Genomic DNA, 26,772 nt, shown 5'->3' with positions numbered 1-26,772 from the left:
CTTCTCATAATTGAGAAGCTTATTTTGCTGATTGAATGTAATGTTGTAATTCGTTTAAGATTTGCTCAGCGCCTTCTTTGCTTAAGATAATTTTACCGTCAGCTAAAGATAAGTTATGATCTGATACTTCACCAGTTACTTGGCAAGTCATGTTTGGTTTGTATTTTTTTAGGATGATTTTTTCGTCATCAACGTAAATTTCAAGAGCATCCTTTTCTGCAATACCTAATGTACGACGTAGTTCGATCGGAATTACCACGCGGCCTAATTCATCAACTTTACGAACGATACCAGTAGATTTCATATTCGTTATCCTCCTCATAGTTTGTAATTTTTCGAGCCTATATTTTAATTCGTCATTTTTCGACAAAATACCCTATGAACATATGATACCAATCATTTACATTTCCGTCAATTCTTAAATTCTAGATTTTATAAAAGATTTCTAGATTTTTTATACTTCTTATTTATAATAGAATCGACAATATTTGCGCAAGCATTTTCTGATTTTATCATCTTAGCCGAAAAGTTCCCGCCTCTAAGCGAATAGAAGGTAGGGGGAGTTCTATAATTATGATATTTCTTCTCCTTTTTGTATATTTTTGTGAAATATGAGTAATAGATGATAAAGATATCGAGCATTAATTCGTTTTTATGCGTCAGTTTTTGATATACTGTTTATAAATACATATGAGGTCATTTGGGAGGTTCAAAATAATGACAGAGGAAAAGAAATCCTTTTATATTACTACTCCAATTTATTACCCAAGCGGAAAGCTCCATATTGGACATGCTTATACAACAGTAGCAGGAGATGCAATGGCACGCTACAAACGCATGCAAGGGTATGATGTTCATTATTTAACAGGTACTGATGAACATGGACAAAAGATTCAAAAGAAAGCAGAAGAATTACAAGTAACACCACAAGCATATGTTGATGACATCGTTGCGGGAATTAAAGAATTATGGAAAAAAATGAATATTTCTTATGATGATTTTATTCGCACAACAGAAAATCGTCATAAAGAAGTAGTAGAAAAGATTTTCAAACAGTTAGTTGATCAAGGTGATATTTACTTAGATGAATACGAAGGATGGTACTCTGTACAAGATGAAACATTCTATACGGAACATCAATTAGTTGATCCAATTATGGAAGATGGTAAAGTAGTTGGTGGAAAAAGCCCTGATAGTGGACATGCTGTAGAACTTGTCCGTGAAGAATCCTACTTCTTTAGAATGGGTAAATATGTAGATCGACTATTAAAGTTCTATGAAGAGAATCCTCATTTCATTCAACCAGAATCACGTAAAAACGAAATGATTAATAACTTCATTAAACCAGGATTAGAAGATTTAGCTGTTTCACGTACTTCATTTGACTGGGGAATTCGTGTCCCAGGAAATCCTAAACATGTTATTTACGTATGGGTAGATGCATTATCAAATTATATTACAGCATTAGGATATGGAACAGAAAATGCAGAGAAGTATAAAAAGTTTTGGCCAGCAGATGTTCATTTAGTAGGAAAAGAGATTGTTCGTTTCCACACAATTTATTGGCCAATTATTTTAATGGCACTCGATTTACCACTTCCAAAGAAAGTATTTGCTCATGGCTGGATTTTAATGAAAGATGGAAAGATGAGCAAATCGAAAGGGAATGTCGTTGATCCTGTTACATTAATTGATCGTTATGGATTAGATGCATTACGTTATTACTTACTTCGTGAAGTTCCATTTGGATCAGATGGTGTATTTACACCAGAAGGTTTTGTTGAACGTATTAACTTTGACCTTGCAAATGACTTAGGGAATTTATTAAATCGTACAGTTGCAATGATTGATAAGTACTTTGACGGCCAAATCCCTGCATTTAAAGCAAAGGTAACAGAATTTGACGAAACGTTAGTAAATTTTGCAGCAGATACATTACAAAAAGTAGAAGAAGCAATGGAAAACATGGAATTCTCGGTAGCATTAAGTTCCATTTGGCAATTAATTAGTCGTACGAATAAATATATTGATGAAACACAGCCATGGGTATTAGCGAAAGATGAGAAAGATCGAGAGAAGCTTGCATCTGTTATGGCACATTTAGCAGAAATGCTACGTCAAACAGGTATCATGCTTATGCCATTCTTAACAGCAACACCAGGTAAAATCTTTGAACAACTTGGTATTACTGATGAGGCATATCAATCTTGGGAGAGCCTTTCTACAATTGGATGTATCCCAACTGGTACAAAAGTTGTAAAAGGACAACCAATCTTCCCACGTTTAGAAGTAGAAGTAGAGATTGCCTATATTAAAGAACAAATGAAGGGTTCTGCACCTAAAGTTGAAGAGAAGAAAGAAGAACCGAAAGCAGAAGAAATTACGATTGATGATTTCTTTAAAGTAGAATTGCGTGTGGCAGAAGTAATCGAAGCAGAACCAGTGAAAAAAGCAGATAAATTACTAAAAATTCAATTGGATTTAGGAACAGAAAAACGCCAAGTTGTATCTGGAATTGCGAAATTCTATACACCAGAAGACTTAAAAGGTAAAAAAGTTATTTGTGTAACGAATTTAAAACCAGTAAAATTACGTGGTGAATTATCACAAGGTATGATTTTAGCGGGTGAAGAAGACGGTGTCCTATCGTTAGCAACAGTTGATCAAAACTTACCAAATGGTACAAAAATCAAGTAATTATGACAAAGAAAGAGGTGTTTCACGTGTAACATTCGTGAAGCATCTTTTTTCTTACTAAGGAATTTCCTTTTGATTTATATTGTAATATTACTGGCATTCTATCGTTAGGAAAATGTTTTTTAGTAGCATTTATTTTAAATAAAAGGAGTTATTTGACATGTTGTTTGATACGCATTCACATTTAAACGCAGAGCAATTTGAGGAAGACTTACAAGAAGTTATTGCTAGGATGAAAGAAGCTGGGGTAGCATATACAGTTGTTGTTGGCTTTGATGAAGTAACGATAAAGAAGGCAATTGAACTTGCAGAAACATATGACTTTATTTACGCCGCAGTTGGTTGGCATCCTGTCGATGCAATTGATATGAAGGAAGAGCATCTCGTTTGGTTAGAAGAGTTAGCCGCTCACCCGAAAGTGGTTGCCCTTGGTGAAATGGGGCTAGATTATCATTGGGACAAGTCTCCGAAAGAAGTACAAAAAGAAGTATTTCGCAAACAGATTCAATTAGCTAAGAAAGTAAAATTACCGATTATTATTCATAATCGTGAAGCGACACAAGATATTATAGATATTTTACAAGAGGAGAATGCAGCTGAAGTAGGAGGCATTATGCATTGTTTTAGTGGAAGTGTAGAAGTAGCAAAGCAATGTATTGATATGAATTTCCTCATTTCATTAGGGGGACCAGTAACGTTCAAAAATGCAAAAAAACCGAAGGAAGTTGCTACAGAAATTCCAATGGGAAAATTATTAATAGAAACAGATTGTCCATATTTAACACCACATCCGTTCCGTGGAAAGCGAAATGAACCAAGCTATGTTAAGCTTGTAGCAGAAGAAATTGCAAATCTAAAAGGTATTTCATATGATGAAGTTGCAAAAATAACAACGGAGAATGCAAAGGCTTTGTTTGGTGTGAAGTAAAAAAAGAATGGGGATGCCCATTCTTTTCCTTTTTTTAATTGCATGAATGGGAAAATAATAATGGAAAAGTATCCGTTTTTTTGTTTTACTAAGTAGAGACGAAATGAGTGTGGAGGCAGTCATGAAAATAAAAGAGATTATCGTTGTAGAAGGTAAAGATGATACAGTGGCCATTAAACGTGCTGTAGATGCAGATACAATTGAAACGAACGGTTCAGCAATTGGTGATCATGTTATTGAACAAGTGAAATTAGCGCAACAAAAACGGGGCGTTATTATTTTTACCGATCCAGACTATCCTGGAGAACGTATTCGAAAAATCATATCTGAAAAAGTACCGGGGTGTAAGCATGCTTTTTTACCAAAAGAAGAAGCACTTGCTAAGAGGAAAAAAGGTGTCGGCATTGAGCATGCTTCTAATGAGTCTATTCGCCGTGCGTTAGAAAATGTTCATGAGGAAATGGAAGATTACACAAGTGAAATTAGTTGGAGTGATCTAGTCGATGCTGGCCTAGTGGGCGGAGAGATGGCAAAAAGTCGTCGAGAAAGAATGGGTAAGCTATTAAAGATTGGTTATACAAATGCGAAGCAGTTACATAAACGGTTACAAATGTTTCAAGTTTCTAAGGAGGCATTTGCAGCAGCTTATAAACAAGTATTACAGGAGGAAAAGAAATGAAGGATATCGCAACGCCAAATCGTACAAAAGATATTGTTGAAAAGTACGGATTTTCATTTAAAAAAAGTTTGGGACAAAATTTCTTAATTGATACAAATGTATTAAATCGTATTGTTGATTATGCAGAGATTGGCCCGAAAGGCGGAGCTATTGAAATTGGTCCTGGTATCGGGGCTTTAACAGAGCAATTAGCGAAACGTGCCAAAAAAGTAGTGGCTTTTGAAATTGATCAAAGACTATTACCCATTTTAGATGAGACGTTAGCTCCATACGGTAATGTGACGATTATTAATAAAGATGTTTTAAAAGCAAATGTGCATGAAGTATTTCAAGAACAATTCGAAGAGGGACAAGACGTAATGGTGGTAGCTAATTTACCATATTACGTGACAACGCCAATTTTGTTCAAATTGCTCGAAGAAAAGCTACCTGTTCGTGGATTTGTAGTAATGATGCAAAAAGAGGTAGGAGATCGTTTGGCTGCTAAGCCGGGAACAAAAGATTATGGTTCTTTATCTATTGCAATTCAATACTATACAGAAGTAGAGACAGTTATGACGGTTCCACGTACGGTATTTGTTCCACAACCAAATGTGGATTCAGCCGTTATTCGTCTTTTAAAACGTCCGAAGCCAATTGTAGAAGTAATAGACGAAAAGTTTTTCTTTGAGGTAGTACGAGCAAGTTTTGCACAACGCCGCAAAACATTAATGAATAATTTATCAAATAACTTAAATGACTTTCCGAAAGATAAAGAATTGTTAGAGAAAATTTTAACAGAGATAGGAATTGACCCGAAACGTCGAGGTGAAACATTATCTATTGAAGAATTTGCAATGTTAAGTAATGCGCTCGTTCCTCATAAGATGAAGTAAAATATGAATCGATGGGGAGTTTTATCCTTCACTGACTAGGAGCGCACACTAACTAGCTACTATAAACTAGCGGATGAAATTTTAAATAAATAATAAAGGGCAGCTTAAATAGAGCTGTCCTTTTTGTCACCTTTTCCCTCCTAAACTCATAGGTTATGAACAGAAGATGGTTAGTGAGATGGCCTAATGAGTTTGGAGGTAGGAGAATGGCTGTACATGTTGGAGATTTAGTAGAACGCCAATCGTATAATCGGGATATACTTTTTCGTATTATAGAGATAAAAGGAGAAATGGCAATTTTATTTGGAGAAGAAGTTAGGCTTGTTGCGGACGCTCCACTTGAAGATTTAATCATTATTAATCAGCGTGAGTATAAAAAAAGAGAAAAGCGTGAAAAGGAGAAGATGGAGCGCACATATCGTCTATTTCAGCAAGATTATGTACTCATGAAAGAGCGGCATGAACATACTTCCACAGGTGGCTATACGAATGAGGTGAGTTACTTTCAAATGCCGGGAAGGGTATTGCATATAGATGGAGATCCATTATATTTACGGAAATGTTTAGATTTATATACAAAGATAGGAGTGCCAGTGCAAGGAATTCATTGTAAGGAAACAGAAATGCATGAAAAGGTAGTGGATTTAATTGATCATTTTCGACCAGATATTTTAGTCATAACAGGTCATGATGCGTATACAAAGTCAAAAGGGGTAATGGGAGATTTAGCAGCTTACAGGCATTCTAGACATTTTGTACAGGCAGTTCGTGAAGTAAGAAAAAAATACCCATCATTAGATCAGCTTGTTATTTTTGCGGGAGCGTGTCAATCGCATTTTGAAGCTTTAATTCGAGCGGGTGCTAATTTTGCTAGTTCTCCTTCCCGTATTAATATTCATGCTCTAGATCCTGTATATGTAGTAGGAAAAGTTAGTTTTACTTCCTTTATGGAACGTGTAAACGTATGGGATGTTGTGCGTAATACAATTACTGGTGAAAAAGGTCTTGGTGGCGTTGAAACGCGAGGTATTTTACGAACAGGGCTACCATTTCAATATTATGATGAGTAAGCAAGGTACATAGGTATCTTGCTTTTTTAGTAGGTGGAATATAATGCTTATAATTATATATCTATACTTAATATTTTATGGGTGTTTGGATAAAAGAAGATAGGAACGAACACACTATTACTAATACTTTTAAATATAGTACTTCTTCTATCTATTCAAAGGCAGTAAGTGCAGCTAATAATAGGGCTTGTTAGTTTTGACACTCCCACCCCTAAAGGGACAAGCTGGCTAACACCAGTGGAGAAGCAAGGAAGATAGGTGGGAGCCTTACTGCCTGTAACAGACCGATTGGTGAGGGCTCATTAAAGTTTCACTTTATCATTAGGATAGAGAGATCATGTGTTCTTAAGTATTCACTCTAAATTACAGCGAGGTGTAGCTAAGCATATGGCAAAACGTTTAGATGAAATTAAAAACGAATTAGATCATCATCTTGGAAAGCGTCTTATGTTAAAGGCGAATAGTGGTAGAAGAAAAACGGTAGAGCAATCGGGTGTATTAGCAGAGACATATCGTTCTGTGTTTGTTGTGCAGCTCGATCAACAAGAAGATACATTACAGCGTGTTTCCTATAGTTATGCAGATGTTTTAACAGAAACGGTGGAATTAACATTTTATGATGACCCTCATAATGAGGTGATTTTAGGTTAATTATATGACGTGTTACATATTTTCCCACAAATGAAACGCTATATGTTTTTGCATACTAACTATACCGTAGCAAAATAAGGAGGTAATCTGCATTGAGTAGACGAAGAGGAGTCATGTCAAATCAATTTAAAGAAGAGCTTGCAAAAGAGCTTGGATTTTACGATGTTGTTCAGAAAGAAGGATGGGGCGGAATTCGTGCGAAAGATGCTGGTAATATGGTGAAACGGGCTATTGAAATTGCTGAGAAGCAATTGATGAAACAAAATCAGTAGTTGTAACATATTCCTATGCTGCGGTAGCCGAGGTGAAAATCCTCGGCTTTTTGCACGCCAAAAGGTGTCATCATTTTGCATAAGTAGTTTCATTCTACATGCTTTTCGTTATAATTAGGGAAGTGTCATCGTCTTACTATAAATTTATGGTAAAATAAACGATAAAAGATTGAGTACATAGAGTGGGTGAATAGATTGAAGCTACTAGTGAAAGCACCAGCAAAGATTAATTTGTCGTTAGATGTACTGGGAAAAAGACAAGACGGCTATCATGAAGTAAAAATGATTATGACAACAATCGATTTAGCTGATCGTTTAGAGCTAACTGAGTTAACGGAAGATCGTATTGAAATCGTGTCTCATAATCGATATGTCCCAGACGACCAACGTAACTTGGCTTATCAGGCAGCAAAATTATTAAAAGAAAAATTTCAGGTAAAACAAGGTGTATCTATTGTAATTGAAAAAACAATTCCGGTGGCAGCGGGATTAGCAGGTGGAAGCAGTGATGCAGCTGCTACATTACGTGGCCTTAATAAACTATGGAATTTAGGACTTACAATAGATGAACTAGCAGAACTTGGCGCAGAGATTGGATCCGACGTATCTTTTTGTGTGTATGGAGGAACGGCAATTGCAACAGGAAGAGGAGAGAAGATTGAGCATATAAAAACACCTCCATCTTGCTGGGTTATTTTAGCGAAGCCGCATATCGGTGTATCGACTGCTGACGTATATGGAAATTTAAAGTTGAATCGTGTTACACACCCTGACGTCGATCAAATGGTCGAAGCGATTAATCATGGTGATTATAAGGGAATTTGTAATGCTGTTGGCAACGTATTGGAGGATGTGACATTTGCAATGCATCCTGAAGTTGCACGGATTAAAGCACAGATGAAGCGATTTGGGGCAGATGCAGTTTTAATGAGTGGCAGTGGTCCAACGGTGTTTGGACTTGTGCATCATGATTCGAGAATGCATCGCATCTATAATGGATTAAAAGGTTTTTGTGAACAGGTATATGCTGTACGCCTATTAGGGGAGCGAGAAACGCTTGAATAAAGGCGTATAATACGTTATTATTTGTTTAGAATATTCGTGATTTGAGGTGAGAGTGTGAAAATTAGACGAAGTACAAGATTAGTCGATATGACTTATTATTTGCTACAAAATCCTCGTCAGCTAGTTTCTCTCACTTTTTTTGCTGAACGGTATCAATCTGCTAAATCTTCTATTAGTGAAGATTTAGTTATTATTAAGCAAACGTTTGAACAGCAAGGGGTCGGCACATTGCAAACGATACCAGGAGCAGCAGGAGGAGTGAAATATATTCCATATATAAGTGAAGAAGAGGCGAATCTGATTATTAGTGAACTATGTAGTTTATTTGAGAATCCAGATCGTATTTTACCAGGTGGATACTTATATATGACTGATCTTTTGAGTAATCCGCGTCATATTAATGGCGCAGGGCGTTTATTTGCTTCTGTTTTTGCAAGACAACCTATCGATGCAGTTATGACTGTAGCAACGAAGGGAATTCCACTTGCTTATGCAGTAGCAAACTACTTAGATGTACCGGTAGTCATTGCAAGGAAAGATAATAAGGTAACAGAAGGACCGACAGTTAGTATTAATTACGTATCAGGTTCATCTAAGCGAATTCAAACAATGACATTAGCAAAACGCAGTTTACCAGAAGGAGCTAATGTGTTAATTATTGATGACTTTATGAAGGCTGGCGGAACGATTCAAGGTATGATTAGCATGTTAGAAGAGTTTAAGGCAAATGTAGTCGGAATTGGTGTATTAGTAGAATCTACAGACATTGAGGAAAGACTTATTAACAATTTTGTCTCATTGATTCGTTTATCAGAAGTAGATATTAAAGAAAAAACAATTCAAGTGGAGAAGGGAAACTATTCACTTGTTCCATTTGATGAGGAACTTGTGGAAGCAGAATAAAAAGGTAAAGCAAAGGGATTTATCTTTTTTATAGTTAAAGATGCTAGTAGGCGATAGGACTTTTTGGAATAACGAAAGCTCTATCGCCTACTAGCAAGTTGCATTCTGCTTATAGATTCATGAATTTGTGTAGGTAGGATATTTGTATAACAATAAAAAGTTAAAGGGTGAAAAGTGATGAAAGTTGTTCAAACAAATAAAGCGCCACAAGCAATTGGACCATATTCACAAGGAATTCTTGTAAACAATATGTTTTACAGTTCAGGTCAAATTCCTTTAACAGCAAATGGGGATCTTGTAACAGGAGATGTAAAAGTACAAACTGAACAAGTATTTCAAAACTTACAAGCTGTATTAGAAGAAGCTGGAGCATCATTGGATACGGTAGTAAAAACGACTGTATTTTTGAAAGACATGGATGATTTTAATGATGTGAATGAAGTATATGGATCTTATTTTTCTACACATAAACCAGCTCGTTCTTGTGTGCAAGTTGCGAAATTGCCGAAAGATGTTTCTGTCGAGATAGAAGTAATTGCCCTTGTGAAATAAATCTTTGTAAGCGGTATCTATTGTTAATCCTTATATTCTATTCTTTTAAAAATTTTTATCTTAAAAATTTTTAAAAAATTGGAGGAGAAATAGAAAATTTGTGGAATTTATACAAACATATCGCTTATTTAGAAAAGGGTGGTGAACACAAGATGGAAGTGACTGACGTAAGATTACGCCGCGTAAACACAGAAGGCCGTATGAGGGCGATTGCCTCTATTACTCTAGACCATGAATTTGTTGTTCATGATATTCGTGTAATTGATGGCAATAATGGATTATTTGTAGCAATGCCAAGTAAACGTACTCCGGATGGAGAGTTTCGTGATATTGCTCATCCAATTAATTCTAACACACGCTCAAAAATTCAAGATGCGGTTTTAACTGAGTATCACCGTTTAGGCGAGTTGGAAGAAGTTGAGTTTGAAGAAGCTGGAGCTTCGTAAAATTCGAATAAAAAGGGCTCTTTTCATAAAATGAGAGCTCTATAATTTTGTAACAAACCCCTGTAAGTGTTTACAGGGGTTTGTTTTTTTTTACCATTTCAACCGAGGGAATTCCTATTTCAAAACGAAGAGAAGGTGGGGAGAGTTCAATTCCCTTAAAATAGTATGACTTATTTCTAAAAAAAGATACGCAAGAGTAAAACATTTTATAAGAATTATGGTAAAATTTAATAGTTATGCTGTGTTTCTTGAAATATATAATGATTTAGGATAATATCTTTAATGGATAAATAGGTTGCGATGGAGGGTCTATATGTCAAACAGATTTGCAGTGATTCTTGCTGCAGGTAAGGGCACGCGTATGAAGTCCAAGCTATACAAAGTGCTTCATCCTGTATGCGGAAAACCAATGGTACAGCATGTAGTAGATCAAGTATCTCAATTAGGATTGCAGAAACTTGTGACGGTAGTTGGACATGGTGCTGAAAAAGTACAAGAACAACTAGGAAACGTAAGTGAATTTGCATTGCAAGCAGAACAACTTGGTACAGCACACGCTGTCGATCAGGCTGCTGATATCCTTGCAAATGAAGAAGGAACAACTTTAGTTATTTGTGGTGATACACCACTTATAACTGCAGAAACAATGGAAGCATTGTTAAAACATCATGAGGAAGCAGGAGCTAAAGCTACAGTGCTAACGGCATACATCGAAGAGCCTGCTGGATATGGTCGTATTGTTCGTAATGAAAATGGTCATGTTGAAAAAATTGTTGAGCACAAAGATGCAAATGAAGTAGAGCTAACGATTAAAGAGATTAATACAGGTACGTATTGTTTTGATAATAAAGCACTATTTGCGTCACTTTCTAAAGTTTCAAATGATAATGCACAAGGTGAATACTACCTTCCAGATGTTATTGAAATTTTAAAAGGTGAAGGTCATATTGTATCGGCTTATCAAACGGAGCATTTTGATGAAACGTTAGGTGTAAACGACAGAGTCGCTCTATCGCAAGCGGAAGTCATTATGAAGAATCGTATCAATCATAAGAACATGGTAAATGGTGTTACAATTATAGATCCAAGTAACACATATATTTCTGCAGATGCAATGATTGGTAGTGATACAGTTATTCATCCAGGTACAATTATTGAGGGCAAGACTGTAATTGGATCTGATTGTGAAATTGGACCACATACAGTCATTCGTGATAGTGAAATTGGAGACGGTACAACAATTCGTCAATCTACTGTGCATGACAGCAAGATTGGTACAGAAGTATCAGTTGGTCCATTTGCACACATTCGTCCGGATTCCGTTATCGGCAATGAAGTACGCGTTGGAAACTTCGTAGAAATTAAGAAAACTGTTTTTGGTAATGGAAGTAAAGCTTCACACTTAAGTTATATCGGGGATGCACAAATTGGAGAAAACGTGAATCTTGGTTGTGGTTCAATTACAGTGAATTATGATGGCAAGAATAAATTCAAAACGGTTATTGGAGACGGCGTATTTATTGGTTGTAACTCAAACCTTGTTGCTCCTGTAACAGTTGAAGATGGTGCGTATGTGGCAGCAGGCTCTACAATTACAGAGAATGTTCCATCAAAAGCATTATCAATTGCACGTGCGCGTCAAGTTAACAAAGAAGATTATGTTGATCAATTGCTGAATAAGAAAAAATCATAATGTGGAGGGTTAATCTAGATGTCAACTCAATATCTAAATTCTAATTTGAAAGTATTCTCTTTAAACTCTAACAAGGAACTTGCTGAGCAAATTGCAAAGCATATTGGAGTTGAGTTAGGGAAATGTTCTGTTGACCGTTTTAGCGATGGAGAAGTTCAAATTAACATTGAAGAAAGTATTCGTGGTTGTGATGTATTCATTATTCAATCTACAAGTTTTCCAGTAAACGAACATATCATGGAACTACTTATTATGATTGACGCATTAAAACGTGCATCTGCAAAAACAATTAATATTGTAATGCCTTATTATGGCTATGCACGCCAGGATCGTAAAGCACGTTCTCGTGAACCGATTACATCGAAACTTGTAGCAAACTTGCTTGAAACAGCAGGTGCAACTCGTGTAATTACTCTAGATTTACACGCTCCACAAATTCAAGGATTCTTTGATATTCCAATCGACCACTTAATGGGTGTACCAATTCTTTCTGATTACTTTGAGTCCAAAGGTCTTAAAGATATCGTAATTGTGTCTCCTGACCACGGTGGTGTAACACGTGCAAGAAAAATGGCTGATCGCTTAAAAGCGCCAATCGCTATTATTGATAAGCGTCGTCCTCGTCCGAACGTAGCTGAGGTAATGAACATTATCGGTAATATCGAAGGAAAAACAGCAATCTTAATTGATGACATCATTGATACAGCTGGTACAATTACATTAGCAGCAAACGCTCTTGTTGAGAATGGTGCTTCTGAAGTATATGCTTGCTGTACACACCCAGTTTTATCTGGTCCAGCAATTGAGCGCATTGAAAATTCAAATATTAAAGAGTTAGTAGTAACGAACTCTATCGTATTACCAGAAGAGAAGAAAATTGACAAAGTACACGAACTTTCTGTTGCTCCATTAATCGGAGAAGCAATCATTCGTGTGTACGAAGAAGAATCTGTAAGTGTATTATTCAATTAATTGGATAGAATGAGACGTAACCAAATTTGGTTACGTCTTTTCGTATCGTAGAAAGAAAGTAGTGGTGGAAGAATGAAATTAATAGTAGGACTTGGGAACCCGGGTAGAGAATATGAATTAACAAGGCATAATATTGGATTTATGGCGATTGATGAACTTGCGAAGCGATGGAACATTTCTTTAAATGAACAAAAGTTTAAGGGGATGTTTGGAGCAGGTTTTGTGAATGGTGAAAAAGTGATTCTATTAAAGCCGCTTACATATATGAATTTGTCTGGAGAAAGTATCCGTCCACTTATGGATTATTATAAGATTGATTTAGAAGATTTTATTATTATGTATGATGATTTAGATATCCCTGTAGGGAAATTACGCCTTCGTATGAAAGGAAGTGCGGGTGGTCATAACGGAGTAAAGTCGACAATCGCTCATTTAGGAACACAAGAGTTCCAACGTATTCGTATGGGAATTGATCGCCCTAAAAATGGAATGAAGGTAGTAGACTATGTGTTAGGACGTTTTACAGCGGAAGAAATGGTAGATGTAAATCATTCTATTAAGAAAGCTGCTGACGCGTGCGAGGAGTGGCTTAACAAATCGTTTCTTCAAGTAATGAACGATTTTAATAACTAATTTTATGAATTGGAATATTTTATCATGTTTTGATCCATACTAGTAGTAATTGTACCTTTAGGAGGATAGTATGGACGGACATTATTACTGTAGGCATTGTGGTTGTCACGTAGGTTCCATTACCGTAGAAAAAGTATACAGCGATGTTTTGTTTCAACTGACAGAGCAAGAAAGAGTGAATATGATTCATTTTCATGAGAATGGAAATATATATATAAAAACAATTTGTGAACTATGTCAAGAAACACTCGCATCTTATCCTGAGTATTATGAATATGAAAAGTTTTTGCAATAAATCATATCGCTTTGGCGTGTCCAAAGCATTTTTCTATTTTCTTTTTCCAAAATATTTGCATAAAAATATAGTCACTTGCTCTTTTATGTTGAGAGGAGTTTTGAAAATGATAGGATTATTAGAGCAATTTTATAAAAATAAAGAGGTTCAATCCATTATAAATGGTTTAGAAGAAGGATTAAAAGAGCAACTGGTATCAGGGATGGCAACCTCTTCCCGTTCTTTATTAATGGCTGCTTTATATAAAAAGACAAAGCAGTCTCAACTTGTTGTGACACACAATTTATATCAAGCACAAAAAATATATGAAGACTTAGTATCATTACTTGGTGAAAAGGACGTCTGGCTGTATCCTGTGAATGAATTGATTGCATCAGAAGTTGGTGTTGCCAGCCCTGAACTTAAAGCGCAGCGAATTGAAGTATTAAATCGTTTAGCGATGGGGGAGACTGGTATCATTGTTGCTCCTGTTGCTGGATTACGAAGATTTTTGCCTATGAAGGAGTTATGGAAGCAAAAACAAATTGAAATCAATCTAGGGCAAGAGGTTGATTTAGATACATTGCTTCATACCTTACATCATATTGGCTATGAGCGTAAATCAATGGTAGAGGCTCCGGGAGAGTTTAGTTTACGCGGAGGAATATTAGATATTTATCCTTTAACAGAGGAATTGCCGTTTCGTATTGAATTTTTTGATACAGAGGTTGATTCGATTCGCTTATTCGATGTTGAGGAACAACGATCTCAAGATAAAAGAGAAAGTGTAAAGTTTGGACCAGCGACGGAGTTTTTATTTTCACCAGAAGAGTTGCAGTTAGGTATAGAGCATCTTGAAAAAGGATTAATAAAGACGATGCAAAAATTATCTGATGACAAAATTAAAACAGCAGTATTAGAAACAGTTAGTCATGAGATAGAGTTATTAAAGAATGGTCAAAATATAGAGCAAATGTTTAAGTATTTATCTATTTTCTACAAGGAACCTGCTAGTCTAATAGATTATTTACCTGAAAACGGTGTAGTTATTTTAGATGAAATTTCACGCGTTCAAGAGACAGCATCACATCTTGAGACAGAAGAGGCAGAGTGGTATACATCACTTCTTAGTGAAGGGGCTATCATTCAAGATTTGGTATTCTCTCATTCCTTTGAAGAGTTTTTGCACCATAAAAAAAGAAGGTTTGTGTATTTAACATTATTTTTACGTCACATTGCACATACGCACCCGCAAAATATTGTCAATGTGACATGTAAAACAATGCAGGATTTTCATGGGCAAATGCAACTCTTGAAAACAGAAATTGATCGATGGAATGAGGGGCAATTTACAACAGTTGTCTTAGGAACAGATGAGGAGCGTGTTAAGAAATTACAACATATATTAAGCGATTATGATATTGAGGCAGATATTATAGAATCGACAGATATATTACTTCCTGGACGTTTGCAAATTGCTGTAGGTGATTTACATGCAGGATTTGAAATGCCGATGCAAAAGCTTGTTGTCATTACAGAAAAAGAGTTGTTCCATAAAAAGGTGAAAAAGTCGCAGCGCAAGCAAAAGTTATCAAATGCCGAGCGAATTAAAAGCTATTCTGAACTAAAAGTCGGGGATTATGTTGTTCATGTAAACCATGGTATTGGTAAATTCTTAGGAATAGAAACATTAGAGATTAATGGTGTTCATAAAGATTATTTAAATATTAAATATCAAGGAAATGATAAATTATATGTTCCAATTGAACAAATTGATCAAGTTCAAAAATATGTAGGGTCGGAAGGTAAAGACCCGAAAGTTTATAAACTTGGTGGTAATGATTGGAAAAAAGTGAAAACAAAGGTAGAAAGATCTGTACAAGATATTGCAGATGATTTAATTAAATTATATGCAGAACGTGAAGCGTCAAAAGGATATGCATTTACACCAGATACTGCAGAACAGCAGGAGTTTGAATCTTCTTTCCCGTATCAAGAGACAGAAGATCAATTACGCTCCATTGAAGAGATTAAAAAGGATATGGAACGCAGTCGACCAATGGATCGTCTTCTTTGTGGTGATGTTGGTTATGGAAAGACAGAAGTAGCTATTAGAGCGGCATTTAAAGCGATTATGGATGAAAAACAGGTTGCCATTTTAGTACCGACAACCATTCTTGCACAACAACACTATGAAACAATTCGAGAGCGTTTTCAAGACTATCCGATTAACATCGGGTTATTAAGTCGTTTCCGTACTCGTAAAGAACAAAATGAAACGATTAAAGGGTTGAAAGATGGGACTGTCGATATTGTTATTGGGACACATCGTATCTTATCGAAAGATGTAACATATAAAGACTTAGGCCTTCTTATTATTGATGAAGAACAACGATTTGGTGTTACACATAAGGAAAAAATTAAACAATTGAAGGCGAATATTGATGTTTTAACGTTAACAGCAACTCCAATTCCACGTACACTTCATATGTCCATGCTTGGAGTGCGGGATTTATCGGTTATTGAAACACCGCCAGAAAATCGTTTTCCAGTACAAACGTATGTGGTGGAATATAACCCGGCGCTAATTCGAGAAGCGATAGAAAGAGAACTTGCCCGAGGTGGTCAAGTTTACTTCTTATATAATCGTGTAGAGGATATTGAAAGAAAAGCAGATGAAATTTCTATGTTAGTTCCAGATGCTCGTGTAACATATGCGCACGGGAAGATGAATGAAAGTGAACTTGAATCTGTCATGCTGTCATTTTTAGAGGGACAACATGATGTTCTGGTAAGTACGACAATTATTGAAACGGGCGTTGATATTCCAAATGTAAATACATTAATCGTGTATGATGCAGATCGTATGGGATTATCGCAGCTGTATCAGCTTCGTGGCCGAGTTGGGCGTTCAAATCGTGTTGCTTATGCATATTTTGCATATAAGCGCGACAAAGTGTTATCTGAAGTTGCTGAGAAGCGCCTGCAAGCAATTAAGGAATTTACAGAGCTTGGATCAGGCTTCAAAATTGCAATGCGAGATTTATCTATTCGTGGTGCAGGGAATTTATTAGGAGCGGAACAACATGGATTTATTGATTCAGTAGGATTTGATCTATATTCTCAAATGTTAAAAGATGCCATTGAACAAAGAAGAGGAAAACAGGGTATTGAAAATACAATTGATGTTGAAATTGATTTAGAAGTAGATGCATATTTACCGGATAGCTATATATCGGATAGTAAACAAAAGATTATGATGTATAAACAATTTAGAGGCGTTTCTACACTGGAAGATATTGAAGAATTACAAGAAGAAATGATTGATCGATTTGGTGATTATCCGCAAGAGGTAGGATATTTATTACAAATTGCAAATATTAAAGTGTTGGCAATGAAAGAACAGATTGAATTAATTAAACAAACGAAGTTTGAAGTGACATTCTTATTCTCGGAACAAGCAAGTCAAAATATTGATGGTGGAAAACTATTTATGCTTGGAAATAAATTTGGACGTATGATTGGACTTGGAATGGAAGGGCCACATTTGAAAGTTAGTATGAAAATAAATGGATTAGAAACATCAAAATGGTTAACGATTGCTGAAAATTTATTAAAAGGCTTACCAGACGTGAAGAAAGAGGCAATAAATGCTTAAAATAAAATAAAAAATGCAATTCGGCGTGCATAGAAGAACTAATGTGTAAAATACTATGTTTAACAGTTGGTGATTTTTACATGAACAGGTAATTTCACCACTTTCATCATCAGTAGAAAGAGAGGCAGCATTAGAATGAAAGCAACTGGAATCGTACGTCGAATTGATGATTTAGGTAGGGTAGTAATTCCAAAAGAAATTCGTAGAACTTTACGTATTCGCGAGGGAGATCCACTAGAAATATTTGTCGATCGCGATGGAGAAGTGATTTTAAAAAAATATTCGCCAATTAGTGAATTAGGTGATTTTGCAAAAGAATATGCAGATGCTTTATATGATAGCTTAGGACATAATGTACTCGTCTGTGATCGAGATTCCATTATTGCTGTAGCGGGGGCATCTAAAAAAGAATACTTAAATAAAAGTATTGGGGATTTAGTTGAAAAGATAATGGAAGAAAGAAAGTCTGTTATTATGACAGATGAAAGTGAAATTTCAATTATTGAAGGGGTAACGGAAAAGGCTCATTCTTATACGATTGGCCCTATTGTCGCCAATGGAGATCCAATTGGAGCTGTTATCATTTTCTCGAAGGATACAGTTATAACTGAGGTAGAGCATAAAGCTGTAGATACTGCTGCAAGCTTTTTAGCTAAGCAAATGGAGCAATAAGAAATACAGCTATTTATAAATAACAACCTTTCCTAATTATCATTTTTCCTTATTAGAAAATGTAACTGTTGCGTGAAGATAAATAATATAAAAAAAGGTAGCTACTTTTGCTACCTTTTTTTATATTCCTGGTATATTTATTATTTTTTATTCGATCAGGATGAGATTGTTTCAAATAGAATTCTGCTTTTTTCTTTGTGATATAATACGGAAGATGAGAATAGAAAAGGAGTTTTCTCGTATGGAAGCGAAGAAGTATCAAGCCTTTTGGCGCGGGGCAATTATATTGACGGTTGCCAGTTTTGTTACAAAAGTGTTAAGCGCCTTTTACCGTATTCCATATCAAAATATAGCAGGGGATATTGGGTTTTATATTTATCAGCAGATTTATCCCTTTTATGGATTTTGCCTAATCCTAGCTACGTATGGTTTTCCAATCATTATTTCTAAGATGGTAGCGGAACGTTTGGAACAAGGTAGGCAAAAGGAAGCAGAAGAAATCATTTGTGTTTCTTTTTGGTTCTTATTAGGAATTGGTAGCATTGGCTTTTTTACCTTATTTTTTGGTGCCCATACTATTGCGTTAGTGATGGGTGATATACAACTATATAAATTGCTGAGAGTTATTTCGTTTTCGTTTTTATTGATGCCTTTTTTATCTGTAGCAAGAGGATATTTTCAAGGATTTAATGAGATGATGCCGACAGCTGTTTCGCAGGTAATGGAACAAAGCGTTCGTGTATCCATTATTGTATTGTTATCATTATTTCTTATGGCTCATGGATTTGATTTATATACAGTTGGGGCTGGAGCAATGTTTGGATCAGTTGCTGGTGGGCTGATTGGTATGATTGTACTGTTTCTTTATATGCGCCAAGATTTCAAATCAATTTTCTTGCAAAGATGGAAAAGGATTCGAAATAAAAAAGCCATGATTCGTATGCTCTTTTGGCAAGGAATTGGTATTTGCGTAAGTAATTTAGTTTTAATTTTTATTCAAATGGCAGATTCCCTCTCTTTTTATACTTTGCTTATTCATGCTGGAGAACCAGCAGAAATCGCTAAAATGTTAAAAGGGGTTTATGATAGAAGTATTCCGTTAATGCAGCTTGGGACAGTTGTAACGACATCGTTCTCGCTTTCACTTATCCCGCTTATTACAGCGGCGAGAGAAAGAGGAGATTACGCATTTATTAGAGAAAAGGTAAAGTTGGCGATAAAAATAACGATTGTCATTGGACTAGCAGCAGCAGTTGGACTAGCTTGCATTATAAAGCCAACCAATACGATGTTATTTGAGAATAGTAATGGGTCAGGCGTATTAGCGATTTTAGCTATATCCATTTTATTTAGTTCATTATCTATTACAACGGCTTCTATTTTACAAGGATTAGGACAAACGTTAAAGCCAGCGCTTTTTGTTGTACTAGGAAGTTGTTTAAAGTTAGTACTTAACTATATATTGATGCCATATATAGGGATAGCAGGGGCTGCGATTGCAACTTTATTAGCACTTCTTAGTATCGTGTTGTTAAACGGTGGTTTACTTGTTCGAATTGTAGAAGAAGCAATTATTGAAAAGCAGCAATTGACGAAAATCGTGATTAGCGGTGTAGGTATGGCTGTTATATTGATGGTTTTTATAAATATATTTGAAAGCTTAGGTCGTATGAGCCGAATTTTTGCATCAATTGAGGCTTTATTAGGAGTAGGAATTGGTGTTCTGATATACGGATTTTTCATTTTGAAAATGTCTGTTTTTACAAAAGAGGAACTTGGAACTTTTATGAAGCAAGATAAAATAAAAGATTCCTTGAAGAAGAGTGGATAGAGGTGACTTCTGTGAGTGGAGTAATTACAGTGTTAGGATTAGGAGCTGGTGAGTTAGACCAGCTAACAATGGGTGTATATAAGAAGATAAAAGAAGCGTCGCATATGTATGTACGCACAAAAGAACATCCTGTTATTGAGGAATTAGAAAAAGAAGGAATTCAGTACACAGCTTTTGATCATATATATGAAGCGCATGATACATTTGAAATTGTATATGAAACAATTGTAAATGTCCTGCTAGAAAAAGCGCAAAATACGGAAATTATTTATGCTGTACCTGGTCATCCGCTTGTTGCGGAAAGAACCGTTCAATTACTCTTAGAAAAGGGAAAACAAGAGCAAGTTGAAATTCGGATTGAAGGTGGACAAAGCTTTCTCGATCCGATGTTTTCTAGCTTGAAAATTGATCCGATTGAAGGATTTCAATTTGTTGATGCTACATCTTTTGAACGTGGACAATTGGAATTGCGACACCATTTGATTTTTTGTCAAGTATATGATGCATTCGTCGCATCGGACGTAAAATTGACATTAATGGAAATGTTACCTGATGAATATGAGGTATATATTGTAACAGCGGCAGGGACATCTTTTGAAGAAGTGAAAAAAGTACCGTTATATATGTTAGATCATGAAACAAAGCTGAACAATTTAACGAGTGTGTATGTACCTCCAGTGAAAGAACGGAAAGTGTTGTATCAACAATTCGATGTGCTACGCGAAATTATTGCGGAGCTTCGCGGGCCAAATGGTTGCCCTTGGGATAAAAAACAAACGCATCAATCCTTAAAGAAATACTTAATAGAAGAAGCATATGAAGTATTAGAGGCGATTGATGAAGAGGACGATGATCACTTAGTTGAAGAGCTTGGTGATGTATTATTACAAGTTATGCTTCATGCTCAAATTGGAGAAGATGAAGGTTGGTTCTCTATCGATGACATCATTCAAACACTATCTGAGAAAATGGTGCGTCGTCATCCGCATGTATTTGGTGAAGTAGAGGTTAAAGATGCAGAGGACGTTCTTTCGAATTGGGAAGAAATTAAGAAGCAAGAAAAAGGAAATGTAAGAGAGTCTGTTTTAGCAGGTATACCGAAAAGTTTACCGCAACTAATGCGTGCTTATGAAATCCAAAAGAAGGCAGGGAAAGTTGGGTTTGATTGGGCTGATGTTCAGCCGATGAAAGAGAAAGCATTAGAGGAATGGGAAGAGTTTCAACAAGAAGTAGAGAAAATGGATCGAGAAAAAATGTTAGGTGAGTTTGGTGATGTATTGTTTGCATTTGTTAATATAGCTCGCTATTATAATTTAAATCCAGAAGAAGCACTTCATGTCACAAATGAAAAATTTATGCGCCGCTTTTTATATATGGAAGCAAAAATAGCTGAGATGAATAAAGAAATACAACAATTCACATTAGAACAATTAGACGTTTTGTGGGAGGAAGCAAAACAAGTAGAGAATAAATAGGGGGAAATGAGATGCGATTAGATAAATTTTTAAAAGTATCACGTTTAATTAAGAGAAGAACGTTAGCAAAAGAAGTAGCAGATCAAGGACGAATTTCAATTAATGGACAAGTTGCAAAAGCAAGTTCAGTTGTAAAGGTTGAAGATGAACTTACAATTCGATTTGGTCAAAAAGTAGTAACTGTGAAAATAAATGAGTTAAAAGAAACGACGAAAAAAGAAGAAGCTGCTAATATGTATACTGTCATTCGTGAAGAAAAAGTAAAAGCTGAAGAAGGCTTGTTCTAAATTTATTTCTCCCCTCATACATTACTATTAGCTAATATCAAGCTATGGGGGGATTCTTCGTGAATAATAGTTATTCAACTATATCTTCTAACCAGCAAAACGGGTCTGTAGAGCATGATATTATTATGCGTGGGAGACGTGTAATTGACATTACCGGCGTAAAACAAGTAGAGAGTTTTGATAGTGAAGAATTTTTGTTAGAGACTGTCATGGGGTTTTTAACGATTCGCGGTCAAAATTTGCAGATGAAAAATTTAGATGTTGAAAAAGGGATTGTATCTATTAAAGGCAAAATTCATGAGCTGCTTTATATTGATGAGAATCAAGGGGAGAAAGCTAAAGGCTTCTTTAGTAAGTTGTTTAAATGAGTCTAACGGTGCAATTGTATACAATGCTTTCGATGATTGGGATGGGCGCTTGGATTGGTGCATCTTTAGATACCTACCAACGTTTTTTAAAACGCTCACAGCGTAAACGATGGACTGTATTTATGAATGATATACTATTTTGGATTGTCCAAGCACTATTTGTCTTTTATGTATTATTACTTGTAAATGAAGCAGAACTGCGTGTGTATGTATTTGTTGCGTTACTATGTGGCTTTGCTGCATATCAAAGTCTACTGAAATCATTGTACATGAAAGTATTGAACTTTCTCATTTATATTTCTATGCAAATGATCCAATTTGCTATTCAAATGATGAAACAACTCCTGATCAAGCCGGTTGTTGTTATAATGCAGCTTATGATTGCACTTATATTATTTTTATTTCGTATGCTACTTTCTGTTGGACATGTTTTATGGAAGTTCTTGACTTTAATCGTACTTTTTGTGTGGAAAGTTTTTTTCTGGCCTTTTCGATTTATTGCGTCACTCATATGGAAACTTCTCCCTAACCGTGTTAAAATTTTTATAGAGAAATATGCGGGACTCCTAGAATATGTGAAGAAATGGAAAGAATATATTTTCAAGGTATGGAGGCGGCTAAAACAGAAGTTAGGGGGACCTCGGAAATGAGGGAACTGAAACAAAGAGTGATTGAAAAAAAGAATCCAAATTCTGTAAAGGAACATATAATACAAACAAATGACAACAGGAAGCGACTTTATCGCCGTTTAACGGTTTTTCTTGTCTTCGCTTTTACAATTGTTGTAAGTGTTAGTGTAACATTTTATCAGCAAAATAGTTCTATTAAAGTGCGAGAAGCAAAGGTTGAAGACATGAAGAAGGAATTGGAAGCATTAACGAAAGAAGAAAAAAAATTAAAAGGTGATATTCAAAAGTTGAATGATGAAGAGTACGTTTTAAAGATTGCTAGAAGGGATTATTTCTTCTCTGGAAAAGGAGAGATAATTTTTCCTGTTTCTAAGTAGAGTATGTCTTATTGACACTATATTTTAGGATTATATATAATAAAGTAAAATTTGACTTTTTAACCACTAAGGAGGAGCATTTTTTTTATGTCAATTGAGGTAGGCAGCAAGTTACAGGGTAAAGTAACAGGTATTACAAATTTTGGGGCTTTTGTGGAGCTGCCAGAAGGCTTAACGGGTCTTGTTCATATTAGTGAAGTTGCTGATAATTATGTGAAAGATATTAATGACCATTTAAAAGTTGGCGACGAAGTAGAAGTAAAAGTTATTAATGTTGAAAAAGATGGGAAAATTGGCCTGTCTATAAAGAAAGCTAAAGAACGTGAAAAAACTGAGGGCGATCGTCCACGCGGTGAACAACGTTCTGGACGTCCACAACGTAATCGCTCTTTTAACAGAGATAACCGTGGTAATGATAGCCGCAACCAGAAAGAAACGTTTGAGCAAAAAATGGCACGCTTTTTAAAAGATAGTGAAGATCGATTAACTTCTTTGAAGCGTAATACAGAATCTAAACGTGGTGGCCGAGGCGCTCGTCGCGGATAAAACCATTTTATTTCTAACATATAGAGAGGTGCCCGGAGTAATTTGCTCAGGGCGCTTTTTTATATGAATATATTTGTTAAAAAAAGAATAAAAAACTTTTTTAAATATGTTGACTTTGAAATGGATTTGATATAAGATACTAATTGTCCGTTAAATAAGACGACATGGCGGTGTAGCTCAGCTGGCTAGAGCGTACGGTTCATACCCGTGAGGTCGGGGGTTCGATCCCCTCCGCCGCTATATTTTAATTTAACGGCCCGTTGGTCAAGTGGTTAAGACACCGCCCTTTCACGGCGGTAACACGGGTTCGAATCCCGTACGGGTCATCCCAAAAAAGATCATGCAAATTAGCATGATCTTTTTTTATAAATATATTCGATAATTCTACAAAAACACCATTTAATTTCAGAAAAATTATTATTTCCTATTTTATTTTTCCGACTATTTGTATATATATAGATTTATTTTGAATAAAAAGTCGAACGATTTTGAGGGGAATATCTGTTGTTTTGACAAAAATCCTGAACATCATCTTTTATAATGACAATAATTAAACTATGCAGGTGGTGTTAAAAATATGCCTAAAGCAGGAAGGAATACAATGAATACAAGTGTATTAGCAATGGGTGATGGTCAGCTTAGTACAACAGGATGGACAAGTAAGATAAGGATGAAGTTGGAGCATGTTTTTTTTAGATGGGGGTTTGTAATCGTTTTAATCGGTTTTCTTTTAGGACGAGCATATATATTAACGAATATTTTACCATTCGCATTACCATTTTTTGCTGCCGTATATGTAATGAAACGGGATAAGATGGCACTTGCGTTTTTAGCTCTTATGGGTGGAGCGCTTTCTGTTTCGATCGATAATTTACTTTTTGCTTTTGCATCTATTTTTACTTTCTTCATTTATAATATCTTCTTTAAGCGATTTACACGCAAAACCGTTGGACTTGTACCATTTCAAGTTTTTATCTCCGCATTAACCGCACATCTTATTGTTGTTTATTTCGCGCAACAAACAGTTACCATGTATGATTTGCTTGTAAGTACAATAGAAGCAGGACTTAGTTTTGTATTGACAATGATTTTTTTACAAAGTGTTCCGTTGTTAACAGAAAGAAGGGGAAAGCAACAAGCTCTAGAAACCGAAGAAATTGTTTGCTTGATTATATTATTGGCGTCTGTACTTACAGGTACAACAGATTGGTTTATTTATGATGCTTCTATTCAGCATATTTTTACGAGATATTTAGTGTTATTGTTTGCTTTCGTTGCAGGAGCAGCGACTGGTTCAACAGTGGGTGTTGTAACTGGATTGATATTAAGTTTGGCCAATGTAGCCAGCTTATCCCAACTGAGTTTATTAGCCTTTTCGGGACTGCTTGGAGGATTATTAAGAGAAGGAAAGCGAATTGGAGTAAGTTTAGGATTATTAATTGGTACAAGCTTAATTACATTGTATGTAGATAAACAAACAAGTATTATTACAACTTTAATAGAATCCGGTATAGCAATTGCATTGTTTATGTTAACACCAAAAACAATGATAGATCGAATTGCTAAGTTTATGCCAGGGACACAAGAACATTCACAGGATCAGCAGCAATATTTACGGAGAATGCGTGACGTTACAGCAAATAAAATTAATCAGTTTGCAAATGTATTTTCCGCATTGTCAAATAGTTTTTCGGTGTATGGATATGTAGAAGAAGAAGATAAAGAAGCGGAAGCAGACTTGTTTTTAAGTACCATTACTGCGAAAACATGTCAAACTTGCTTTAAAAAAGATCAATGTTGGGTTGTGAATTTTGATAAGACGTATGATTATATGAAACAGATTATGGATGAAACCGAGGCTGGGACACTTCAACATAACCGTAAATTAGTTCGTGGGTGGGACAAGTATTGTGTAAGAGGAAAGAAAGTGACGGATTTAGTAGCGAGTGAATTAGATCATTTTTATGAAGGACAAAAATTACGAAGACAAATGAAGGAAAATCGTAGAATTGTTGCGGAGCAGCTACTAGGTGTTTCGAAGGTTATGGAGGACTTTGCAAAAGAAATTCAGAAAGAAAGAGAGAATCATCAAGCACAAGAGGAACAAATTTTACAAGCATTACGAGATTTTGGTGTTGAGATAGAGCACGTGGATATTTATTGTTTAGATAGGGGGAGTATCGATATTGAAATGATGATTCCAGCTATGTCTAACGAGCATGGTGAATGTGAAAAATTAGTTGCACCGATGCTTTCTGATATTTTAAAAGAGAATATTATTGTTAAACATGAAGATCGATCTGCTTATCCAAATGGTCATAGTCTTATCTCATTTGGGTCTGCAAAAACATTTTCGCTTGATACAGGACTTGCCACAGCAGCTAAGGGGGGAGGATTTGTATCTGGAGACTCTTATGCAATGATGGATTTAAGTGTAGGGAAATATGCTTTAGCGATAAGCGATGGAATGGGGAATGGACAAAGAGCTCATCTGGAAAGTAAGGAGACGGTAAAACTACTACACAAAATATTGCAATCTGGTATTGATGAGGAGATTGCAATTAAATCTATTAATTCGATTCTTTCTTTAAGAACAACTGAAGAAATGTTTACGACGCTTGATTTAGCTATGGTAGATTTGCGAGATGCGAGCGCTAAGTTTTTAAAAATTGGTTCAACACCAAGCTTTGTGAAGCGTGGAAATAACATTATAAAAATAGAAGCAAGTAATTTACCGATGGGGATTATTGAGGATGTTGAAGTAGATGTTGTAGGTGAACAACTAAAAACAGGGGATATTCTCATTATGATGAGCGATGGGATTTTCGAAGGGGCGCAACATGTTGAAAATCATGAAGTATGGATGAAGCGTAAAATTAAAGAGCTACAAACAGATGACCCACAAGAGATTGCTGACATTATTATGGAAGAAGTCATTCGCTCGGGTGATGGGTATATTCATGATGATATGACGATTGTAGTTGCAAAGGTGAAGAAAAATATGCCAAAATGGGCTACAATCCCGATTGTAGGTATGCAGGCGCAATAGTAAATTATCGTAAGGCCTAGAAGCTCTAGGCCTTTTTGTATGAGAGAAATCTGGTTTTTATTGTAATAAAGGATGTAAGATAAAAATATGAATTTTGTACATCTTTTTTTTGCACAAAGTTTGTAAAAGTTGTACCATTATAATCAAGGTAAAGTATGTTATTGTTTGGT

General features: G+C 35.6%; 26 protein-coding genes and 2 tRNA genes. 27 read left to right on the top strand and 1 reads right to left on the bottom strand.

All coding sequences use genetic code 11. The features are described 5' to 3' along the window. Positions 1–19: 19 nt before the first annotated feature. Positions 20–304 carry an AbrB/MazE/SpoVT family DNA-binding domain-containing protein gene (locus MR063_RS20130; RefSeq protein ID WP_011983177.1) on the bottom strand — a complete coding sequence of 95 codons (285 nt, stop codon included), beginning with the start codon at positions 302–304 and terminating at the stop codon, positions 20–22. 413 nt (positions 305–717) lie between these two features. On the opposite strand from MR063_RS20130, the gene metG reads away from it, so the two are divergent. From metG to spoIIE, 27 genes are all read left to right on the top strand, one after another. Beyond that, positions 718–2,697 (top strand): methionine--tRNA ligase, encoded by a 1,980-nt coding sequence (metG, locus tag MR063_RS20125; RefSeq protein ID WP_242201026.1) that lies wholly within the window; start codon positions 718–720, stop codon positions 2,695–2,697. 160 nt (positions 2,698–2,857) lie between these two features. After that, on the top strand, positions 2,858–3,625 hold the full coding sequence (locus MR063_RS20120) for a TatD family hydrolase (protein ID WP_242201024.1): 768 nt from the start codon (positions 2,858–2,860) through the stop codon (positions 3,623–3,625). A 121-nt stretch (positions 3,626–3,746) separates the two neighbouring features. Further along, the gene (gene rnmV / locus MR063_RS20115) at positions 3,747–4,304 is read left to right on the top strand and encodes a ribonuclease M5 (protein ID WP_242145696.1); all 558 of its coding nucleotides are present in this window, start codon (positions 3,747–3,749) and stop codon (positions 4,302–4,304) included. Next, positions 4,301–5,179 carry a 16S rRNA (adenine(1518)-N(6)/adenine(1519)-N(6))-dimethyltransferase RsmA gene (rsmA, locus tag MR063_RS20110; RefSeq protein ID WP_242201022.1) on the top strand — a complete coding sequence of 293 codons (879 nt, stop codon included), beginning with the start codon at positions 4,301–4,303 and terminating at the stop codon, positions 5,177–5,179. The genes rnmV and rsmA overlap by 4 nt, the downstream gene beginning before the upstream one ends. Positions 5,180–5,385: 206 nt before the next feature. Then, positions 5,386–6,249, top strand: coding sequence for a sporulation peptidase YabG (gene yabG / locus MR063_RS20105; RefSeq protein ID WP_242145698.1), 864 nt, complete (start codon positions 5,386–5,388; stop codon positions 6,247–6,249). Between the two features lie 387 nt (positions 6,250–6,636). Beyond that, a complete protein-coding gene (gene veg / locus MR063_RS20100) occupies positions 6,637–6,900 on the top strand; it encodes a biofilm formation stimulator Veg (RefSeq protein ID WP_242145699.1) in 264 nt (87 codons plus the stop codon). A 92-nt stretch (positions 6,901–6,992) separates the two neighbouring features. Further along, positions 6,993–7,172 carry an acid-soluble spore protein SspF gene (gene sspF / locus MR063_RS20095; RefSeq protein ID WP_080377448.1) on the top strand — a complete coding sequence of 60 codons (180 nt, stop codon included), beginning with the start codon at positions 6,993–6,995 and terminating at the stop codon, positions 7,170–7,172. A gap of 195 nt (positions 7,173–7,367) precedes the next feature. Further along, positions 7,368–8,237, top strand: a complete 870-nt coding sequence (gene ispE, locus MR063_RS20090) for a 4-(cytidine 5'-diphospho)-2-C-methyl-D-erythritol kinase (protein ID WP_242145700.1) — start codon at positions 7,368–7,370, stop codon at positions 8,235–8,237. Positions 8,238–8,291: 54 nt separating this feature from the next. After that, positions 8,292–9,140, top strand: coding sequence for a pur operon repressor (purR, locus tag MR063_RS20085; protein WP_242145701.1), 849 nt, complete (start codon positions 8,292–8,294; stop codon positions 9,138–9,140). 177 nt (positions 9,141–9,317) lie between these two features. Next, the gene (locus MR063_RS20080) at positions 9,318–9,692 is read left to right on the top strand and encodes a RidA family protein (protein WP_242201020.1); all 375 of its coding nucleotides are present in this window, start codon (positions 9,318–9,320) and stop codon (positions 9,690–9,692) included. Positions 9,693–9,844: 152 nt separating this feature from the next. After that, positions 9,845–10,138 carry a septation regulator SpoVG gene (gene spoVG / locus MR063_RS20075; protein WP_000454042.1) on the top strand — a complete coding sequence of 98 codons (294 nt, stop codon included), beginning with the start codon at positions 9,845–9,847 and terminating at the stop codon, positions 10,136–10,138. A 313-nt stretch (positions 10,139–10,451) separates the two neighbouring features. Continuing rightward, complete coding sequence (gene glmU / locus MR063_RS20070; protein ID WP_242145703.1) at positions 10,452–11,831, top strand: bifunctional UDP-N-acetylglucosamine diphosphorylase/glucosamine-1-phosphate N-acetyltransferase GlmU; 1,380 nt, start codon at positions 10,452–10,454, stop codon at positions 11,829–11,831. A gap of 18 nt (positions 11,832–11,849) precedes the next feature. Next, positions 11,850–12,803, top strand: a complete 954-nt coding sequence (locus MR063_RS20065; protein ID WP_242145704.1) for a ribose-phosphate diphosphokinase — start codon at positions 11,850–11,852, stop codon at positions 12,801–12,803. Between the two features lie 72 nt (positions 12,804–12,875). Continuing rightward, positions 12,876–13,436: an aminoacyl-tRNA hydrolase gene (pth, locus tag MR063_RS20060; RefSeq protein WP_242145705.1), complete on the top strand. Its 561-nt coding sequence runs from the start codon at positions 12,876–12,878 to the stop codon at positions 13,434–13,436. A 70-nt stretch (positions 13,437–13,506) separates the two neighbouring features. After that, entirely contained in the window at positions 13,507–13,731 is a 225-nt protein-coding gene (locus MR063_RS20055) for an anti-sigma-F factor Fin (RefSeq protein ID WP_242145706.1), read from the top strand. A 106-nt stretch (positions 13,732–13,837) separates the two neighbouring features. Continuing rightward, on the top strand, positions 13,838–17,368 hold the full coding sequence (gene mfd, locus MR063_RS20050) for a transcription-repair coupling factor (protein ID WP_242201018.1): 3,531 nt from the start codon (positions 13,838–13,840) through the stop codon (positions 17,366–17,368). Positions 17,369–17,503: 135 nt separating this feature from the next. After that, the gene (gene spoVT, locus MR063_RS20045) at positions 17,504–18,040 is read left to right on the top strand and encodes a stage V sporulation protein T (RefSeq protein ID WP_242201016.1); all 537 of its coding nucleotides are present in this window, start codon (positions 17,504–17,506) and stop codon (positions 18,038–18,040) included. A gap of 241 nt (positions 18,041–18,281) precedes the next feature. Continuing rightward, positions 18,282–19,871 (top strand): putative polysaccharide biosynthesis protein, encoded by a 1,590-nt coding sequence (locus tag MR063_RS20040; protein ID WP_242201014.1) that lies wholly within the window; start codon positions 18,282–18,284, stop codon positions 19,869–19,871. A gap of 11 nt (positions 19,872–19,882) precedes the next feature. Continuing rightward, positions 19,883–21,346 carry a bifunctional methyltransferase/pyrophosphohydrolase YabN gene (gene yabN / locus MR063_RS20035; protein ID WP_242201012.1) on the top strand — a complete coding sequence of 488 codons (1,464 nt, stop codon included), beginning with the start codon at positions 19,883–19,885 and terminating at the stop codon, positions 21,344–21,346. A gap of 11 nt (positions 21,347–21,357) precedes the next feature. Further along, positions 21,358–21,633 (top strand): RNA-binding S4 domain-containing protein, encoded by a 276-nt coding sequence (locus tag MR063_RS20030; RefSeq protein WP_242201010.1) that lies wholly within the window; start codon positions 21,358–21,360, stop codon positions 21,631–21,633. Positions 21,634–21,692: 59 nt separating this feature from the next. Beyond that, complete coding sequence (gene yabP, locus MR063_RS20025) at positions 21,693–22,001, top strand: sporulation protein YabP (RefSeq protein WP_242201008.1); 309 nt, start codon at positions 21,693–21,695, stop codon at positions 21,999–22,001. After that, positions 21,998–22,651, top strand: a complete 654-nt coding sequence (gene yabQ / locus MR063_RS20020; protein WP_242201007.1) for a spore cortex biosynthesis protein YabQ — start codon at positions 21,998–22,000, stop codon at positions 22,649–22,651. Before yabP ends, yabQ begins: the two co-directional genes overlap by 4 nt. Continuing rightward, entirely contained in the window at positions 22,648–23,007 is a 360-nt protein-coding gene (gene divIC / locus MR063_RS20015; protein ID WP_242201006.1) for a cell division protein DivIC, read from the top strand. The genes yabQ and divIC overlap by 4 nt, the downstream gene beginning before the upstream one ends. Before the next feature lie 87 nt (positions 23,008–23,094). After that, complete coding sequence (locus MR063_RS20010; protein WP_011983200.1) at positions 23,095–23,553, top strand: S1 domain-containing RNA-binding protein; 459 nt, start codon at positions 23,095–23,097, stop codon at positions 23,551–23,553. Positions 23,554–23,719: 166 nt separating this feature from the next. Beyond that, positions 23,720–23,793 (top strand) — tRNA-Met (locus MR063_RS20005). Positions 23,794–23,807: 14 nt separating this feature from the next. Next, positions 23,808–23,879, top strand: a tRNA-Glu gene (locus MR063_RS20000). A 251-nt stretch (positions 23,880–24,130) separates the two neighbouring features. Next, positions 24,131–26,602, top strand: coding sequence for a stage II sporulation protein E (gene spoIIE, locus MR063_RS19995; protein ID WP_242201005.1), 2,472 nt, complete (start codon positions 24,131–24,133; stop codon positions 26,600–26,602). Positions 26,603–26,772: the final 170 nt, after the last annotated feature.

The organism is Bacillus cereus group sp. BfR-BA-01492, from assembly GCF_022662815.1.
Lineage (GTDB): Bacteria > Bacillota > Bacilli > Bacillales > Bacillaceae_G > Bacillus_A > Bacillus_A cereus_BD.
The sequence above is the reverse complement of the archived record's forward strand: the minus strand, read 5'-3'. Positions and strand labels throughout refer to the sequence as shown.